The 18,632-nt window shown below is 57.4% G+C and carries 17 protein-coding genes; 6 read left to right on the top strand and 11 right to left on the bottom strand.

The window, feature by feature from the left end:
* Positions 1–3,432: a DEAD/DEAH box helicase family protein gene (locus tag OO25_RS03415; RefSeq protein ID WP_040178476.1), complete on the top strand. Its 3,432-nt coding sequence runs from the start codon at positions 1–3 to the stop codon at positions 3,430–3,432.
* A 352-nt stretch (positions 3,433–3,784) separates the two neighbouring features.
* Positions 3,785–4,573, top strand: coding sequence for a hypothetical protein (locus tag OO25_RS22740; protein ID WP_139044747.1), 789 nt, complete (start codon positions 3,785–3,787; stop codon positions 4,571–4,573).
* A 142-nt stretch (positions 4,574–4,715) separates the two neighbouring features.
* Here the strand turns inward: OO25_RS22740 and OO25_RS22735 are convergent, their stop codons facing one another.
* Together OO25_RS22735 and OO25_RS03405 are read right to left on the bottom strand one after the other, a co-directional pair.
* Positions 4,716–5,060 carry a nucleotidyltransferase domain-containing protein gene (locus tag OO25_RS22735; protein WP_139044746.1) on the bottom strand — a complete coding sequence of 115 codons (345 nt, stop codon included), beginning with the start codon at positions 5,058–5,060 and terminating at the stop codon, positions 4,716–4,718.
* A gap of 294 nt (positions 5,061–5,354) precedes the next feature.
* Positions 5,355–5,954, bottom strand: a complete 600-nt coding sequence (locus OO25_RS03405) for a hypothetical protein (RefSeq protein WP_040178472.1) — start codon at positions 5,952–5,954, stop codon at positions 5,355–5,357.
* A 690-nt stretch (positions 5,955–6,644) separates the two neighbouring features.
* Here OO25_RS03405 and OO25_RS03400 point away from each other — a divergent pair.
* A complete protein-coding gene (locus tag OO25_RS03400) occupies positions 6,645–8,303 on the top strand; it encodes a UDP-N-acetylglucosamine-peptide N-acetylglucosaminyltransferase (protein WP_040178471.1) in 1,659 nt (552 codons plus the stop codon).
* Between the two features lie 158 nt (positions 8,304–8,461).
* Here the strand turns inward: OO25_RS03400 and OO25_RS03395 are convergent, their stop codons facing one another.
* The 9 genes from OO25_RS03395 to OO25_RS03355 all read right to left on the bottom strand — a co-directional run bounded on the left by OO25_RS03395 (position 8,462) and on the right by OO25_RS03355 (position 16,353).
* Positions 8,462–9,682, bottom strand: coding sequence for a cysteine desulfurase (locus OO25_RS03395; RefSeq protein WP_040178469.1), 1,221 nt, complete (start codon positions 9,680–9,682; stop codon positions 8,462–8,464).
* A complete protein-coding gene (locus OO25_RS03390) occupies positions 9,675–10,256 on the bottom strand; it encodes a YIP1 family protein (RefSeq protein WP_040169089.1) in 582 nt (193 codons plus the stop codon). Before OO25_RS03390 ends, OO25_RS03395 begins: the two co-directional genes overlap by 8 nt.
* Entirely contained in the window at positions 10,253–10,738 is a 486-nt protein-coding gene (locus tag OO25_RS03385) for a hypothetical protein (RefSeq protein ID WP_040178467.1), read from the bottom strand. Before OO25_RS03385 ends, OO25_RS03390 begins: the two co-directional genes overlap by 4 nt.
* Positions 10,738–12,018, bottom strand: a complete 1,281-nt coding sequence (locus tag OO25_RS03380) for a SufD family Fe-S cluster assembly protein (protein ID WP_040178466.1) — start codon at positions 12,016–12,018, stop codon at positions 10,738–10,740. The genes OO25_RS03385 and OO25_RS03380 overlap by 1 nt, the downstream gene beginning before the upstream one ends.
* Positions 12,019–12,774 carry a Fe-S cluster assembly ATPase SufC gene (sufC, locus tag OO25_RS03375; protein WP_014879982.1) on the bottom strand — a complete coding sequence of 252 codons (756 nt, stop codon included), beginning with the start codon at positions 12,772–12,774 and terminating at the stop codon, positions 12,019–12,021.
* 66 nt (positions 12,775–12,840) lie between these two features.
* Positions 12,841–13,155 carry a heavy metal-binding domain-containing protein gene (locus OO25_RS03370; protein ID WP_014879981.1) on the bottom strand — a complete coding sequence of 105 codons (315 nt, stop codon included), beginning with the start codon at positions 13,153–13,155 and terminating at the stop codon, positions 12,841–12,843.
* Between the two features lie 38 nt (positions 13,156–13,193).
* Positions 13,194–14,717 (bottom strand): Fe-S cluster assembly protein SufB, encoded by a 1,524-nt coding sequence (sufB, locus tag OO25_RS03365; RefSeq protein WP_040169591.1) that lies wholly within the window; start codon positions 14,715–14,717, stop codon positions 13,194–13,196.
* Positions 14,718–14,732: 15 nt separating this feature from the next.
* A complete protein-coding gene (locus OO25_RS03360) occupies positions 14,733–15,776 on the bottom strand; it encodes a cysteine desulfurase family protein (protein WP_040178464.1) in 1,044 nt (347 codons plus the stop codon).
* 118 nt (positions 15,777–15,894) lie between these two features.
* Entirely contained in the window at positions 15,895–16,353 is a 459-nt protein-coding gene (locus tag OO25_RS03355) for an Rrf2 family transcriptional regulator (protein ID WP_040169082.1), read from the bottom strand.
* Positions 16,354–16,541: 188 nt separating this feature from the next.
* On the opposite strand from OO25_RS03355, the gene OO25_RS03350 reads away from it, so the two are divergent.
* Genes OO25_RS03350 through OO25_RS03340 form a run of 3 tightly spaced genes read left to right on the top strand, consistent with a single transcriptional unit; the run spans position 16,542 to position 18,608 of the window.
* Positions 16,542–17,195, top strand: a complete 654-nt coding sequence (locus tag OO25_RS03350; RefSeq protein ID WP_024097294.1) for an alpha/beta hydrolase — start codon at positions 16,542–16,544, stop codon at positions 17,193–17,195.
* Positions 17,195–17,443: a hypothetical protein gene (locus OO25_RS03345; protein WP_014874645.1), complete on the top strand. Its 249-nt coding sequence runs from the start codon at positions 17,195–17,197 to the stop codon at positions 17,441–17,443. The genes OO25_RS03350 and OO25_RS03345 overlap by 1 nt, the downstream gene beginning before the upstream one ends.
* Entirely contained in the window at positions 17,436–18,608 is a 1,173-nt protein-coding gene (locus OO25_RS03340) for an HD domain-containing protein (RefSeq protein ID WP_040169079.1), read from the top strand. The genes OO25_RS03345 and OO25_RS03340 overlap by 8 nt, the downstream gene beginning before the upstream one ends.
* Positions 18,609–18,632 lie beyond the last annotated feature (24 nt).

The following is an 18,632-nucleotide window of genomic DNA, read 5'->3' as shown; positions in this document are numbered from 1 at the left end:
ATGACCGCCAGCAATTTCGCACATCTCGAACCCGACTTCCCCACCGTCCACGCTGCGGCGACTTCAGCCGAGCGGCTGGCGATGTCGGAGCCCGAGGCGGCAGCGATCCTGGCGGGCAAGGCGGTGGAGCTCGCGCTCGGCTGGGCCTTCGCCCATGATGCGGGCCTGACGCCCCCCGCTCAGACCGGCGCGAGCCGGATGATCAACGACCCCGACCTGCGCACCATCATGGGGCAGAAGGTCCACGCCAAGGCACGGTTCATCAATATCGTGCGCAACAAGTCCGCCCACGAGGGATCGAACCTGAAGCCAGAGGGCGCGCGCCAGGTGGTCGAGGAGCTGCACCACGTCCTGCACTGGTTCGGCCGCACCTACGCCCGGCGCCAGAAGCCACCCGAGCCGAACCCCTTTGACCCCGCCCCGCTGACTGCCAGGTTCGACCTGATCCGCGACGCCCGCGGACGGATACAGAGCACCGAGAAGGCCCTCGCAGAGCGGGACGAGGAGCTTCAGGATCTCCGCGCTCGCTACGCCACTCTCGACGATGAACTGAAGGCAAAGCGCGCCGAGGTGGCGAAGGGTCGCCTTGAACTGAAGACCGACCCGCACGACTACAACGAGGCTACCACCCGCCTGCGCCTGATCGACCTGCTCCTGGCGGAGTCCGGATGGATCGACCTGAAGGACGGCAGGGATCTGGAATACCGTGTGGAGCCGATGCCCAACGAGAAGGGCCACGGCTTCGCCGACTACGTCCTTTGGGGCGCGGACGGCCTGCCCTTGGCAGTGGTAGAAGCGAAACGCACCCGTCGCGACCCTGGCGTCGGCCAGCAGCAGGCAAAGCTCTATGCAGATGCCCTGGAGCAGATGCACGGCCGTCGGCCGATAATCTTCTACACGAACGGCTACGAGCACTGGATCTGGGACGACGCCCGCAGCATCCCGCCGCGCCGCCTGGGCGGCTTGAAGACAGCTCAGGAGCTGGGCGAAATGATTGCCCGCCGGAAGGATGCCAAGCCACTGGTAGCTCAGAAACCCAAAGCCGCCATCGCAGGCCGTCCCTACCAGACGCGGGCGCTGACCCGCATCGCCGAGCATTTCGATGCGGGTTCTCGCAAGGCGCTTCTGGTCATGGCGACCGGAACCGGCAAGACACGCACCGTGGTGGCCCTCGTCGACATGATGATCCGGGCAGGTCTGGTGAAGCGCGCCCTTTTCCTCTGTGACCGGATCAGTCTTGTCCGTCAGGCCCGCAACGCCTTTGCCGCCCACCTTCCCGAAAGCGCCCCGGTTAACCTGGTGACCGACCCCTCCGGCACCGGCCGCGTCTACGTCTCGTCTTATCCGACGATGATGAACCTGATTGACCGAGCCGATCAGAGCGGGCGACGGTTTGGCCCTGGTCACTTCGACCTCGTCATCATCGACGAGGCTCACCGATCCATCTACAAGCGCTACCGCGCGATATTTGAATGGTTCGACAGCTACCTCGTCGGGCTCACGGCAACGCCGCGCGACGAGGTGGACCGCGATACCTATCGGCTTTTCGACCTCGATCCTGGCCACCCAACGGACTTCTACGGTCTTGAGGAAGCGATTGAGGATGACTGGCTCGTCCCGTTCGATCCGATCTCCCTACCCACGCGATTCATGCGCGAGGGTATTCGCTATGACGATCTGACTGACGAGGAGAAGGATGAGTGGGACGAGCTCGATTGGGGTGAATCTGGTCGCCGGGACGAAGTGACCGCAGGCGAAATCAACACGTATCTCTTCAATGAGGATACCGTCGACAAGGTGCTGGCTCATGTGATGGAGCACGGGATTCGTGTCGACGGCGGTGACAAGATCGGCAAGACGATCATCTTCGCGGCCAACAAGCCTCATGCGAAGTTCATCGCAGAACGCTTCAACGCCGGCTGGCCGAACTACGGTGAGACATTCGCCCGTCGCATCGTGCACGGCGAAAGCTATGCCCAGAGCTTGATTGAGGCGTTCGAGATACCCAGCAAGGAGCCGCAGATTGCCATCTCGGTCGACATGCTGGACACCGGCGTCGACGTGCCCGAAGTGGTCAATCTCGTCTTCTTCAAGATGGTGCGGTCAAAGACCAAGTTCTGGCAGATGGTGGGCCGTGGCACTCGGCTATGCCCCGATCTCTTCGGCCCCGGGACACGCAAGAGCGAGTTCCGTATCTTCGACGTCTGCGGTAACCTCGAGTTCTTCGGCTCAAATCCGGAGCTTTCTGACCCCAAAGTGCCGAAATCGCTCACCGAGCGATTGATCGAGACCCGCTTGAAGATCGCTCAGGCCATCGACGAGCCGAGGCCGCTGATCAAGGAAGATGCCGAAGGCGGCCAGACCGATGGTATAGGATCGCAGGATGAGCTCCTGGAGGTCCGGCATGGCCTCATCCAGGATGTTCGCCGGTTCGTCATGGGCCTCGACATTTCGTCATTCGTCGTGCGGCGACACCTGCGCGAAGTCGAGGCTTGGCAAGCTGAGGACGCGTCTTGGTCGGCGCTGCCTGAGAGTGCTACCGAACAGTTGACCGAACTCGCCACCCTTCCGAGTAGTGCGGACCTCGGGGGTGAGGAGGCCAAAAGGTTCGACCTGCTGATGTTCGAGCTTCAGCTCGCGCTCATGGGAATATCCACGAGGATGGAATCCTGTCGCCGAAAACTCAGCGAGATCGCGACAGCGCTCTCGTCGAAGATGGAAATTCCGGCGGTAGCGAGGCATGCCGAGCTGATCGAGGAAATTCTGACTGATGCGTGGTGGACTGGTCTGACTGTCCCCATTGTGGAGCGTGCCCGCCTTCGGCTGCGTGAGATCGTCCACCTAATAGACCAGGGGTCGCGGACGATACTTTACACAGATTTCGAGGATGAGCTGGGTGCGCCGACCGGCGTGATCTTGAGCCCTGCTGCCGATTTCGCGGCGTTCAAGAAAAAGGCACGCGAATTCCTGTCACAGCATGAAGACCATGTCGCGCTGCGCAAGCTTAGAATGGGTAGACCGCTGACCCCATTGGACATCGAAGAGCTTGAAAAGATGCTTCTCGAAGCAGGCGTAGGTTCGCCCGAGGACATCTCAATCGCCAAGGATACGGAGCATGCGCAGGTGCGCGGGTTCGGGGTTTTTCTTCGGTCCTTGGTCGGGCTGGACCGCGGTGCGGCGCAGAAACACTTCGCCGACTTCATCGCCGACGGCAGGTCGGCCGATCAGATTGAATTCGTGGGCATGGTCATCGAGCATCTGTGCAAGAATGGCATTGTGGACCCCGGCATGCTCTATGACAGTCCCTTTACCGATCGGGCACCGGATGGCCCTGATGGTGTCTTCGAGGAGGCAGAGGTGGATGAGTTCCTGACCCGCGTGCGAAAGATGAATCGGACAGCGGCACCCGATGTCTCTGCCGATGCAGGTTGAGAACGGAGATTGCTTGTCCGCTACCGGCCACTTCCCTTGGGGTTCTTACAGGTTCAGAGGTTCTACGAGGTTCCCATGCCTAAATACCTCGAAAATTCAGTCAGGTAGATAAATTTACCCGGCACTATCTCGGAATATCCCGCCGGTAGTCCGGCTTTTTCAGACAGAATTTCGGCACAAGCGGACCGTGGTCCGGCACCCGCGGACGTAGGAAGGTGCGTTACGTCCTTTATACCGCGCGCCTCAGACAGAATTTCGGCACATCCAGACATTCTTGCGGCTCTTGAGCTACTTCCATTTTGGGCCAAGACCCTTCGGACCGATATCCCCTGTGAACAACAGAGAGATACCTATGTCCAAACCTACGGAATACCTCATGCCACTGAAATTAGTCGCTTTGCTCGAAGCGGCCAACCCGTCGTTGCATCTACTGCGCCTTTTTCATGCTTGCTATGCCTATGTCGATAGAAATCCGTTGCTCTCGGTTGGGGTGATCGCCCTGCCTGGTAGACCCGCATGCAGGGTGCTGTGCTCCGATCTCAGCCTCATTACCGGATCTCCAGGCGCCAAAAGCAACTCGTGGATCGGCAACGCAATCGAAGCCGACGGCTTGAAGAACCTGTTTTCGGAAATTTCCATCGAAGAGAACTCGAAGGTTCTCGCATTTAAGTTTTCGAGGAAAGTAAGCGTGAGCTCTATGAGAAACGAGGACGACAAAATCTTCTCCATGGTTGACGGCAATGTGATAAGAAACATCAGCTCTTCGAAAGAAGCGCTTTTTTACACTCGAGCAGTCATGGTGGATAAAGCCAACCAACCCATGTTTCACTTGCCTGGAATATGCCCCGAAACTTCGCCGTGGACCGACAACACAAAGAAGTCATGGCTTCGAGTTGCGGCGCGTGTCGGCGAAAGGATGAACCATCACTATGTTGTTTTACCTGAGCGCGACCCGCTGACCCGCAAAATAGTCCATGTTAAGGTGAAAGCGGTTACACCGACTTCTCGGTGGTCACCGCAATGTCTCTTTCGAAGGCCACCCTGCCCTCCCGTCAGCATCGTCCACGATGGAAAATTTCGTTCTCTTTCGAAAAGCGAACTACTTTCGAGGAACAGTTGGACACGCGTCGTCAGAACATGAAGTAGAGTCATTTATGGGACCCGACCGGATGAATAAGTTTCTCACTTCAGAGACCAGCGAAATGACAAGAAGTTTGCGCGAAAGTGATCCTTATACCCCCATTCCCCCAATATTACTCATTCACCTAAAGAAAACTTGAATATCATACGGCCAATGATAGCGTCGGTCCGATTTGGCCTCTGGATTCAAGAAACTCTGCCTCCGAAAGAACAAGTAGATTGGCGTCCAACCCGATCGCACCCTTAATACCATCGGAATTCTCGCGCACCCACGTCCGCAGTATTTTTGCTGCGGAATAATCACTTGCCTTATATACGATTGCAACATCGAAATCCGACGGCAATGACGCTCCCCTTGCTATCGAGCCGAACACGTGCAGTTCAAGGCGGTGCAGCAGCCGCGACATGTCATGATCAGCCAAGCAAGCAGAAAACTTGGAAACCAACGCATAACCTTGCTTACTCAAAGAAGGATATCGTGGCGCCATGCGGCATCACCCTCATGCCAAGTTCTTGAGCACGCGCTTTTCCCTCTGCGGAAGGCTGCGACCATTGGCTCGCATAGGAGATTATGTCTCCCCCAATCTCGTGGACCTCTTCGACACAATCTCGAGTGATCCTATAATCTTGAGGCGTCGGACACCAAATCCTATGATTTGAAACAACCACGCCCATCTGGGTGCGACTGATAGAAATAAGTGGACTATAGCGTGGTTCCACTCTGTCACCGTAGAGTTCGCGCAACTGACCCCAAAGCCACCCGTTATAATGGCGCATCCCATTTATCCCTTCGTTGCTTCCAATTCTCTAATTTGCTCCGTTCGGAACTTGGAAACCCTATCTTCGATCCCAATCGGAAATCTGAATTGCTCATGCACTTCGCTCCCAACCTTTAGAAAAATTGAGTATGAATCAATGTGTAACTTGAGCCGCAAATACTGTTCAAAATCATCCCCCTCTGAGAGCAGATGGGACTTCGACTGAATTATCGACGATATCTTTTCATTGTTTTGAACAATGACACCTAACTTCATCTCTTTCCAGACCTCGGCTGCTACGACAGCATCCCCACTTTCAAGGCCTGCAATTCTACTCGGCCCAAACTTCGAAAAAACTTCTCGATTTTCACTCAAGAGCGCAAGGAGGGGATTGTAGAATTCCTCCAGGCGTTTCTCAATGGTAGATCGGAGAGCAAAATCCTCAGAAGATTTCCGGGTCACTCTCTGTTGGTAAAGGGCAATGAAAATTGCAACGGCGTTCGAAATTGCCAAAGTTCCGATTGCACCAATGAGCGGCCAGTCGCCGGACTGATACCACGCCTCCGAGCCTACCGTCGAGATCGACCAAGTTGTATCGCCGATCGTTAAGCTAAACTCTTTCATCCGCAGAAGTTTCCACTGGTGGGCAAATCTCAGATACCTATTGTAGTGCTGCGATGCAATAACCGGAAGCGGTGACTGCCACGATGTCTGGTTACCTTCTCAAGAGACATTCCGTCTCTGGAGGTTTCTAAAGTTGAAATCTCGCCGACTGGCAGCGCTCAGCGGTCAATGCACATAGGATCAAGTTCATATCTCGGCGATGGAACTCCCTCCGGCCCGATGTGTCCGCTTGGGCCAACTCCCTCGTAGCCGCCACCCGAAGCACGCATGACTTGGAAGGGAAAAGGGCTACGGGTCACGACGGGTTTAAGTATCGCCGTTGGAGTCGGCCTCTCTATGAACACTATGCCGTCTAACTATGCCGCCCTACCCCGCCGAAGATGCCGATATCGCGCATCCCGCCACTTGGTAGCCCAATGAAATAAGGGGTTTGGCGGGCTGCAAACGCCTAAAAACGGTCTCGAAAACCGTTGAGCCTTCACGGGTTCCCAGGGTTCGAATCCCTGTCTCTCCGCCACTTTTACCTGAAAGCATGACCACTCCTGATCTAACCCGCGTGAGATTGCGGCTGGGGTCTCCAAGTTTGCGGCCGTGACACATGCCGGAATACCCGACGTTTCACACACGGATCCTCACCGGTCATTAAACATTTCAAGTCAGAATGGGCCGACGCTGATCCGGAGTTTCATTTTGTCCATTTCGTTTCCAAACGGATTTAACTGCCCGCTCTATACCGGCGCGGTTCAGCTTATGCGAAACCGCGACTTCACTGAGGCCGAACCCATGATGCGCAGCTCCCTCATACATGAGGGCGAAACTGCACTTAGCTATCACTATCTGGCTGAGATCGTCGCCTCTCGGACCGGACGCATTGAGGAAGCAATCGCACTCCAGGAAAAGGCGCTATCCCTGGCTCCGTCAAACTCGGTGTTTATCGCCGCCCTGGGCTCTCGCCTGAAGGATGGTGGGTTTGACAGGCAAGCTCTCAAGATCCTCGAAACCGCTTTGGCGATTGATGAAAACAGCCCAATTGCTCTGCCCTTGATCATGAGGCTTCGGCGCAAATTCCTGGCATGGAAGAACGATGCGCAAGAACGACGCTGCCTTGAGAGGATGCAGCAGGCCAACCATCGTCCAGACCCGCTAGCCCTTTTCACTTATATCGATGACCCTCAGGCCCAGCTTGACAATGCAAGCCTGCGTGCCCCCAAATCCAGACGGGCCAAACCTGCGCCTCATGAGCCCGGCAATAAGATCAGGGTTGGGTATTTTTCCAGCGACTTCTTCGAACATCCCACAATGCATCTGTTCCGCGGCGCGCTGAAGGCGCATGACAGAGACAAATTCGAATTTTATGTTTATGATCTTCTCCCTAAGGAGCAGTCCGAAGAAAGCGCCTTTGTTCGCAACTTCGCGGACCACTACAGAGATGTTTCGAACCTGACCCCTGAGGAGACTGCCGACCTTTCCATCCGCGACAGAGTTGATATCGCGGTGGATCTCAAGGGGGATACCTTCGCCTCAAAGCAAGAAATATTCGCCTATGGGGCTGCACCGGTTCAAGTCTCGTTTCTCGGGTTTCCGGGTACCACCGGCATGGACATGATTGACTATATGATCGCTGACGAGGTCACGATCCCTGAGGGCTCGGAACGATATTATAGCGAAACCATTCTCAGATTGCCCAATTGCTATCAGCCCAATAGCAATTGCCGCCATGTCCCCGAGGTCCGCGACACTAGGGCAGACTACAACCTCCCGCAGGATAAATTCGTCTTCGCCAATCTCAACAACACCTACAAGGTCGGCCCGCGAGAGTTTGCCGCATGGATGAAGATACTCAAACGAGCTCCGGATTCGGTGCTACTCTTCTATATGGGCAATGCTGATATCGCTGAAGTCGTCGCTCAAAAGGCCGAGGCGCATGGCGTCGCTCCGGATCGGATCATCCCTTGTGGGGCGCTACCGCAGGCCGCTCACATAGACCGTATTTCGCAAGTCGACCTGTGCCTTGATTGTTTCAGTTGCAACGCCCATACGACCGCGTCCGACATCCTATGGGCCGGTGTTCCGATACTGACCCTGGCTGGCAAACAGTTTGCGGCCCGTGTTGCCAGCAGCGTCCTGAGTGCGGCGAATCTACCAGAGCTGTCTGTGAAATCTGAAAAACTTTTCATCGACAAAGCTGTGAGCCTGGCAAAAAATCCCGACGAGATATCACGGATTAAACACCAACTGAGAGAACAACGGTTTGCTCTGCCGCTGTTTGACACCGAAGCATGGACGAGAGATTACGAGCGTGCGCTGTACCAGATCTATCACGAGAGTCACTCCGCAGCTGGGCGTTAAGACCGCTGCGCCAACTTAATCGTCTTCTCCAAGTATTCCACCGCACGGGCTCCCGCCGCGTATTCCGTCAGAGCAACGCAGAACTGGCGCTGCAATGACGGAGGAGCATCTAGGATGACCAAGGTCGCGGCCGCTATTGGCGCGGCTGCACGAGTTTGCTAGCCAAACAACTCATGCGCCAGCTCCAGCGCGTCGATCAGCACATCGACCTCTTCCTTGGTGTTGTACAGTCCGAAAGAAGCCCGACAGGTGGCAGCTACGCCGAGGTGGTCCATCAGAGGCCCTGCACAATGCTGACCGGCGCGCACGGCCACGCCTTTTTTGTCAAGGATGGTGGAGATGTCATGCGCATGGGCAGCGCCCTCAAGCGTGAAGCTGAAAATCGCAGCTTTGTCAGCAGCTTGCCCCTGTATATTCACCCAGTTCAAACCGCTTAACCGCTCGTTGGCATAGGTCGTGATGGCCGTCTCATGGGCGGCGATATTCTCCATGCCGATGTCCATCATATATTCGAGCGCCACGCCCAGACCGATCATCTGTACGATCCCCGGCGTGCCGGCCTCGAACTTCATCGGCGCATCATTGTAGATCACCTGCTCACGGGCGACTTCCTTGATCATATCGCCGCCGCCCATGAAGGGGCGCATCTCTGCCATCCGTTCGGGTCGAATGTAGATCGCACCTGATGAGGACGGACCGTAGAGTTTGTGACCGGTGATCGCGTAGAAATCACAGCCGATATCCTGTACATCCACTGGCATGTGGACCGCGCCCTGCGAGCCGTCGACCAATACCGCAACGCCCTGGTCACGCGCTTCACGACAGATGGTTTTCACATCCACAATGGTTCCCAACACATTGGAGCATTGGGTAATTGCGATCAGCTTGGTTTTGGGACCGATGGCGTCCAATACCGCCTGCGGATCAAGACTGCCGTCAGCGGCGGTCTCTACCCACTTCAGCACCACGCCCTGACGCTCGCGCAAGAAATGCCAAGGCACAATGTTGGCGTGGTGCTCCATCACGCTCAGAATGATCTCATCCCCGGCCTCCAGCTGGGGCATCGCCCAACCATAGGCTACGGTGTTGATGCCTTCAGTGGTACCGGAGTTCATCACAATCGTGTTCTCATCCCCAGCATTCAGAAAACGCGAGATCGTGCCACGCACGCCTTCGTATTTTTCAGTCGCAAGGTTAGAAAGATAGTGCAAACCTCTGTGAACGTTAGAATATTCCTCTGAATATGCACGGGTAATTGCATCAATCACCACCTGAGGTTTCTGCGCCGACGCACCGTTGTCCAGATAGGTCAGCGGCTTGCCGTTCACCTGACGGGACAGGATCGGAAAATCGGCGCGAATTTTTTGGACATCATACATGGTCGGGAAGTCCCAATAGTGCCGGGGCATGGGCCCCCAAAAGCAGAGAGAGAAGGATGACGATCAATATCGCCGACATCAGAACCGAGCCGATGGCCCGCCAGACTGATGTAAACTGATGTGCTTCTTTGATGAACAGCAGAAAGATCGCCAGCATGACGAAATTTGCCACCAGAGCAATCAAGGAGGCGGCCAGAGGCAGGATCAGATGCAGCAGTATCACGGCCATCAAAAGAGCTATCTGTACCGCATTCAGCCAGACGTTGACCGCAAGTATTTCGACAAAACGCGCCTGACCGCCGATCCAGCGACCGGTCCAAGTCAGTAGCGCAGTGATGCAAAGATGCAGGACGAAAACCGCACCGGCATAGGGCAGCGGGGACAGGCTTGGCAGGAGACTGCTATTACCCGGTAAAATCGCATCCGCGACTTCAAGCACCAGCGTGTTCAGCACGGCCGTCAGCAACAGCGCCAGAACAAGTGCCTGACGGGGCCAGTCCACCGACAGGAGCACCCGCGCCGCTGCGGTCGGCGCGCTGAAGGTCAGGCTTGCAAGTGTCTGGTAGGGTATCATTTTTCAGCCCAATACGCCTGAGCCATACCGCTGACCCAGAACCAAAGAAACAGCAGGAACCAGATCCCGCCGACCAGTGTCAGTTCAAGCCCCGACCCGATAAACCCAGCCACGAGCCCGTTTAGCAGCATCAGCGGGCTGGCCGCCAAAAAGGCCCAGAACAGCGCCAGACGGGCTTGAGCGCTACCGCCTGAGCCGCCGACCAACCGGGCCAGCCCATGGGCCAGAAACGCCAGCGCATATAGCAGCAGCGGCGCCATGAACAGCAATGCAAGCAGCGATCCGCCCAGCAGCATGTTCAACTCCTGCCCGGTCAGATGTGCCTCCCGCGCCCGCACAGGCATCTGCGCAATGAACGCGATAGCGCAGCCAGCCATCAGAATGGCAAGCAGCCGGTCTTCATGCAGCCCCATGGCAAGACGCCGCGCAAAAACTCTGCGCGGCCCCTTGTAGGTGGCAACAATGTCCTGACTGACGGACATCAGCGGCGCCGGGCCAACCAGCCTTCCAGCCGGTCCACAACGTTCGCCGCAATATCAGCGTCCTCAATCTCGTCCACCGCCTCGGCGAGAAACGCAAGCGTCATGAGATCGGTCGCTTCGGCATGCGGCACACCACGGGAACGCAGATAGAACAGACCTTCTTCGTCAATCGCACCGGACGTGGAGCCATGCGAACAAGCCACGTCGTCGGCATAGATTTCCAGCTCAGGCTTGGCGAGGAACTGGCTGTCATCGTCCAGCAACAAAGACTGGGAAATCTGATATCCGTCAGTCTTTTGCGCGCCTTCCTTCACCAGGATCTTGCCCTGGAATACACCAGTCGCCCCATTGCGCAGCACCTTCTTGAAGACCTGACGGCTCTCACAGTTCACGGCATCATGGGTGATGAACACAGTGTCGTCGTGATGGAAATCCCGATCGCCAACACACGCACCAGCGATGTGGGCCACGGCATCATCGCCGGTCAGCTCGATCACCGCCTCATTCCGGGTCAGCACGCCATTCACAGTCAGGGTGAAGGATTTGAACACAGATTCAGTGCCAAGACGCGCAAACAGATGTGTTGCCGCGCGACGCTCGTGATCACGACCCTGTGCGCGCACCAGATGCAGGGAACCGCCGTCGGCGACGTCAATTTCCATGCACTTGTTGAACCGCGAGGCCGCAGGCCCGTTTTCCAGAATGGTCGCGGTGGCCCCGCTCTCAACACGGATCACGTGGTGCAGAATCGCATCCGAGTCCTCTGACGCGTGGCGATAGATCAAGCTGACCGGTTTCGAAGGCGTCCCGGTGACGCGGATCGCGACACCATCCTGCGCAAATGCGGTATTCAAAGCCGCCAGCGGGCGTGCGACAGGGGTCTGACCGCGCGCCTCAAGAACACCGTACAAGTCCTTGGCCCAATGGATATCTTTGGCGCAGATATCAGCAATGCGATCAATGCTGATCCCTTCCAATGCCAGTTCATCCGAGGCATCAGCATCAAAAACACCATCGACAAACACGATCTTGATGCGATCAAATTCGCTGAACATCGGAGGCTCGCCTGCATCAAAAACGGCGGCGGTTGGTGCCTCCGCTGCGGTCAGCGTATCGGGCCGGGTGTATTTCCAATATTCATCGCGACGGCCGGGCAGCCCCAGCGTCTGTACGCGGGACAGCGCGGCTTTGCGCGCCTCCGCCAGACAGCCGCCCTCCGGCATGGTCAGCGTGGCCAGACGCGCCTCTGTTTCGCTTTGTTTTCTGTCAGCAAGCGCCATTTACACACCCTCTGCCAGAATGTCGGCATAGCCGTTGTTCTCGACTTCCAGCGCCAGCTCAGGACCACCAGTTTTCACGATGCGACCATCTGCCATGATGTGAACCACGTCGGGTTTGATGTGGTCCAACAGGCGCTGATAGTGGGTGATGACGAGGAAACCGCGGCCTTCGTCGCGCAGGGCATTCACGCCTTCGGAAACCAGTTTCATTGCATCCACGTCCAGACCGGAATCGGTCTCATCAAGGATGCACATTTTCGGCTCCAGCATCGCCATCTGCAGAATTTCGTTACGCTTTTTCTCACCACCGGAGAAGCCGACATTGACCGGACGCTTCAGCATATCGGCGTCGATCTTCAGCGTCTTCGCCTTGGCGCGGACCTCCTTCAGGAAATCGGAGGCGCTCAGCTCTTCTTCGCCGCGGGCCTTGCGCTGCGCGTTTACTGCGGTGCGCAGGAAGGTCATGTTGCCGACACCGGGGATCTCAACCGGATATTGGAACGCCAGGAAGACGCCTGCGGCGGCGCGCTCTTCCGGCTCCATCTCCAGCAGATCTTCGCCAGCCAGCGAGGCCTCACCGTCGGTCACCTCATAGCCGTCGCGGCCAGACAGCACATAAGACAGTGTCGACTTGCCAGAACCGTTCGGCCCCATGATCGCATGCACTTTGCCAGCTTCAACGGTGAGGTTGACGCCTTTGAGGATCTGCTTGTCCTCTTCTTCAAGTTTGACGTGCAGGTTTTTGATTTCGAGCATTTTTTCCTCGTTTATATCTCTTCGGGGCGAACCCCGGTTGTTCCTGTGCCCCGAGGGGCGAATTTTTTAGCCGAGCACCACGGCTGTTCCGCTGGCCGACACCATCAGCATGGATTGGCCGACCACTTCGTAATCCAGATCGACGCCGACAACTGCGTTGGCGCCTTTGGCGCGGGCGCGATCTTCCAGCTCTGCCAGCGCGGTTTCACGCGCGTCCTGCAGCTTGCTTTCATAGGCACCGGAGCGGCCACCGACGATATCGGTGATGGAGGCAAAAACATCGCGCACAACATTGGCGCCCATGATCGCTTCACCCACCACGATGCCTTTGTAGTCGGATATCTGGTAGCCTTCGACGTTTGGTGTGGTTGTGATGATCATGCCCTTACCTCCATGCGTTGATGCCCAGGGGCCTGTCATTAGCCCACAGACCCTTCCAGCGAAATCGCAACCAGCTGCTGCGCTTCCATGGCGAACTCCATCGGCAGTGCTTGCAGCACGTCCTTGCAGAAGCCGTTGACCACCAGGGCCACCGCCTCCTCCTCGTCCATGCCGCGCTGGCGGCAGTAGAACAGCTGATCGTCGTCCACCTTGGAGGTGGTCGCCTCATGCTCCACGCGGGAGGAGTTGTTCTTGACCTCGATATAGGGAACCGTGTGGGCCCCGCATTTGTCACCGATCAGCAGGCTGTCGCACTGGGTGTAGTTGCGGCTGTCCTTGGCCTTCGGGTGCATCGACACCAGGCCGCGATAGGTGTTCTGCGCCTTGCCGGCGCTGATGCCCTTGGAGACGATGCGCGACTTGGTGTTCTTGCCCAGATGCACCATCTTGGTGCCGGTGTCGGCCTGCTGCATGTTGTTGGCAATCGCAATCGAGTAGAACTCGCCTTGGCTTTCCTCACCGCGCAGGATGCAGGAGGGGTATTTCCAGGTGACGGCAGAGCCGGTTTCCACTTGGGTCCACATCACCTTGGAGCGATCTCCGCGGCAATCAGCGCGTTTGGTCACGAAGTTATAGATGCCGCCCTTACCGTTCTCATCACCGGGATACCAGTTCTGAACGGTGGAATATTTCACCTCGGCATCTTCTTCGATGATGATTTCCACCACGGCTGCGTGCAGCTGGGCGATATCACGCGCTGGTGCAGTACAGCCTTCCAAGTAGCTGACATAGCTGCCTTTGTCGGCGATGATCAGCGTCCGTTCAAACTGGCCGGTGTTTTCCGCATTGATGCGGAAATAGGTCGACAGCTCCATCGGGCAGCGCACGCCCGGCGGCACATAGACAAACGAGCCATCCGAGAACACAGCAGAGTTCAGCGTTGCGTAGAAGTTATCGGACACCGGCACGACAGAACCGAGGTACTTCTTCACCAGTTCGGGGTGCTCTCGGATCGCCTCAGAGATCGAACAGAAGATCACGCCCGCTTTTTTCAACTCTTCCTGGAAGGTTGTGCCAACGGACACGGAGTCGAACACCGCATCAACCGCGACCTTGCGGCCCTCGGCTGGCATATTCTCCGCGCCCTCGACACCTGCAAGAATCATCTGTTCTTTCAGGGGGATACCCAGCTTTTCGTAGGTTGCGAGCAGCTTCGGGTCGACCTCATCCAGCGACTTTGGCTTCACCTCCATCGATTTGGGGCGCGCATAGTAATACTGGTCCTGAAAATCGATCTCCGGATAGTCGACCATCGCCCAGGTCGGTTCTTCCTTCTGCAGCCACCGGTCATAGGCTTCCAAACGCCAGTTCAGCATCCATTCCGGTTCTTCGTTTTTCTCCGAAATCAGCCGGACGATATCGGTGGTCAGGCCCTTGGGGGCGTATTCCATCTCGATATCGGTTTCCCAGCCGTATTTGTAGGCGCCGCCAACCTCGCGGACGGCATCAACCGTTTCCTGGTCAACGCCTTCTTTTACCTGAACATCATCCAATGCTGTCATGGTCATCTCCTGCACTCACGCCACCCGGGCGCGATGTTTCTTCTGTTTGGCGCACCAGCTTTCGGCAAAGCGCAGCACATCCGTTTCTGTTGTGTCCGGCCCAAGCGAGACGCGCACGGCGCTCTGGGCGGTTAACTCGTCATATCCCATGGCGGTCAGCACAGCGCTGGCGCGCACCTTGCCGCTGGAGCAAGCACTGCCTGCGCTGATCGCAAAACCCGAAAGGTCCATTTGCATGACCTGGGTTTCACCCTTCCAGCCCGGGGTCGCAAAACAGCTGGTGTTGGGAAGGCGTGATGCCGATGTCCCAACAAAAATAGTATCGGGACTGCCAGCTGCAAGGGCCGCTTCCATTGTGTCGCGCAGCATCGCAACCTGCTCCCACACACCATTGGCCAGCGCCTGTACCGCAGCTTCGGCAGCGGCGCCGAAGCCGGCGATCCCGACAACATTCTCGGTGCCGGACCGACGGCCCATTTCCTGACCGCCCCCTTTGATCTGCGCCGCCAGATCGGTACCGCGTTTCAGAACAACCGCGCCGATCCCCTTGGGGCCGCCCAGCTTATGTGCCGAAATCAGCGCCATGGTTGCGCCCATCCAATTGAAGGCCACGGGCAACTTGCCAAAGGCCTGTGTCGCATCAGTCACCGCCAGCCCCTGCGGCAACGTCTGAATAATGCCCGTTTCGGAGTTGGCCAGTTGCAGGGCAGAGGTCGCCGGGTCATTCACAAGGACATCGCCTTCAGGCGAAACCTGTAAATCTTCGACAGCCCAAGACCTTACCGCGTCATGTTCAACCGATGCGGCGTGAAGGTTGCGACCACTCATGGCCAGGGCAGCCCCCTCAGTCGACCCGGAGGTAAAGACGATATCGGCACCATCCGCCCCAAAAGCCGAGGCGATCTGCGCCCGCGCCTTCTCTACCAACGCCTTGGCGGCCCGACCCTCAGCATGCACTGAAGACGGGTTTCCACAAATCTCCATGGCAGAGATCATCGCAGCCTTCGCAGCATCGCAAAGCGGCGTGGTAGCGTTGTGATCAAGATAGACGCGCGACATCTGCAGTGTTGGTCCTTGGCTCTTACCCCTCGCCGCCGCTCAGAGCAGGCACGCGATCGTTGATTTCGTCGGTACAGCGCACCAGCGCCGGTGTGGATTTCCAAATTTGCGGGTCAGATCAGTCATCGACCACGGAAAACAAGGTCGGAACCGCCGGACAGGGAACCAGATCATTTTCGATCACATCCGAAAGGCGGGTCTGATGCAGGAAAACATACACATGCGCGCTCAGCCCCTCCCATAGACGGTTGGTCAGCGATTGCGCGCGGCTTCCTGATAGCCCGCCAGAGGCACCGGCCCCCTTGTGCATCGCATCAACGGTTTCGTCCACAGCACTCAGCACATCAACCACCCGGATGTCCGAGGGCGGTTGTGCCAGCCTGTACCCCCCACCGGGGCCACGCACCGACACCACAAGACCGCTACGGCGCAGTTTGACAAACAGCTGTTCGAGGTACGGGAGCGAGATATCCTGACGCTTGGAGATATCCCCCAACACCACCAAACTGCCCTCCGGCTGCAAGGCGATATCCGCCAAGGCCACCATCGCATACCGCCCCTTGGTCGAAAGTTTCATATTTTCAAATCCTCAGACCCTGACGACACAGCGAAAAGATTGACCTCGAACGCTGCAATGCGTATCTCAGCGGGACGGCAGCGAAACTTGGCCTCTGCCACCAATTAGAACCGTTCTAAGGTGCCCTACGGAATTCGTCAAGTATTCCCGGCGGCATCCCCGAAAATAAGAGTAGGATTCACCCACACATGCCTGAGGTCATTTTTCCCGGACCCGAAGGCCGCCTGGAAGGCCGCTATCACCCGCAAAAAGAAAAAGACGCGCCCATCGCCATCGTGCTGCATCCGCATCCGCAGTTCGGCGGAACGATGAACAACAAGGTCGTCTACAATCTGCATTATGCGTTCTATAACATGGGCTTTACGGTTCTGCGGTTCAATTTCCGCGGCGTTGGCCGGTCGCAGGGCGAATATGATCAGGGCGTTGGCGAATTGTCCGATGCCGCATCGGCGCTGGATTACCTGCAGTCGATGAACAACAATTCCAAACATTGCTGGGTTGCCGGTTTCTCGTTTGGGGCATGGATCGGTATGCAGTTGTTGATGCGCCGTCCTGAGATCACCGGTTTCATCTCGGTCGCGCCGCCTGCCAATATGTATGATTTCTCGTTCCTGGCGCCCTGCCCGTCCTCGGGTCTGATCATCAACGGGACCGCCGACCGCGTGGCGCCGCCTGCGGATACGGTAAACCTGGTGAATAAACTGCATGAGCAGAAGGGCATCACCATCACCCATACCGAAGTCGAAGGCGCTGATCACTTCTTCCAGGATCCGCATATGGATCCAATGATCGACAATGTCTCCGACTACGTCAAACGGCGGCTCACCGAAAGCTCCCGCTGATGGGCACAATTGAGACGCTGGCCCAAAAACTGGCCGCCGACACGCTAAAGGTACAGGACGCCACCGGCGAAGAGCGCCTTTATATGGAGGTGAGCCAAGTTCTGGGGGCGGCGTCTCAATCCCTTGAGGAAGCCTTCCTCACTGAAATGCGGGTGCGCCTTGCCGAGCGTAAGGCGCGCGCCTTCCTCAACAGCAAAATCAGCGCCGCCAAGGCTAAGATTGCATCCAAGGCTCCAGACCATGAGTGACACCTCAACGCGGCTTGAAAGCCAGTTCCGTTTTTTGTTGGAGGCGGACAAGCTGCGCCGCGTGGATCGTCAGAACCTGATCCTGGACGGCTCGCGCTGCGAAAACTCCGCCGAACACAGCTGGCATCTGGCGCTTTATGCGCTGGTCCTGGCCCCGTTTGCACCGGCTGACGTCTCGATTGAACGGGTGGTGCAGATGTTGCTGTTGCATGATCTGGTTGAGATTGATGCGGGCGACCATCCGATTGACGGTGATGTGGACTGGGAGGCGGTTGCCAGTGCCGAAGCGGTTGCCGCGACCCGGCTGTTCTCGCTGCTCCCGGCGGATCAATCTGCCTTTCTGCATGGTCTGTGGCGCGAGTTCGAAGCAAGCACAACGCCCGACGCGCAATGGGCCAAGCGCATTGATCACTGTCAGCCAATCTTTCAGACCCTTTACAATGCGGATGTGCCAGCAGCGCATATCGAGGTGGTCCGTGGCAACCTCTATGGCGGGCGTGCCGCAGCACTGAAAGAGGCCTTTCCTGAGGTTTACACCCATGCGGTCACGAAGCTTGAGGGGGGCAATCCACAGGATGTGCTGACCGCGCCCCTTGCCTTCCTCAATGAGGTCGATGCGTTGAAGACCGTTCTGCGCGCAACCACGCTCGGCGACGGCAGCCGCCATGAGAATTCCGCCGAACACAGCTGGCACATCATGCTTTACGCTTGGGTACTGGCGCAACACAGCCACGCGCCGGTGGATATGGCCAAAGTGCTGCAGATGCTGATGCTGCATGACATTGTCGAAATTGATGCAGGCGATGTGCCGATCCATTCGACCCTGTCGGAGGCTGATCACGCTGCCATCGCTGCTAGTGAACAGGCCGCTGCAGAACGGATCTTCGCCCTTCTGCCAGAAGATCAGGGCCAGGCCTTCCGCAGCATCTGGGAGGAGTTCGAAGCCGCAGAGAGCGCCGAAGCGGTCTATGCCAAGGCCATTGATCGCGTGCAGCCGGTCTTGCTGAACCTGATGTCCGGCGGCGGCAGCTGGCGAGAGTATAACGTCACTCTGGCTCAACTGGAGGCGCGTGTTGGCCAGAAAGTCGCCCGCGGCGCACCTGCTGTCTGGGAGTATGTCCGGGCCACTGTTGCCCCTTGGTTTGCCGAAAACACCAGCGCCTGATCCAAGCGCTGCGTGGGCAGGCAG

Source organism: Phaeobacter sp. S60 (genome assembly GCF_000826845.1).
Classification (GTDB): domain Bacteria; phylum Pseudomonadota; class Alphaproteobacteria; order Rhodobacterales; family Rhodobacteraceae; genus Phaeobacter; species Phaeobacter piscinae.
This window is presented reverse-complemented; position numbering and strand designations above follow the sequence as displayed.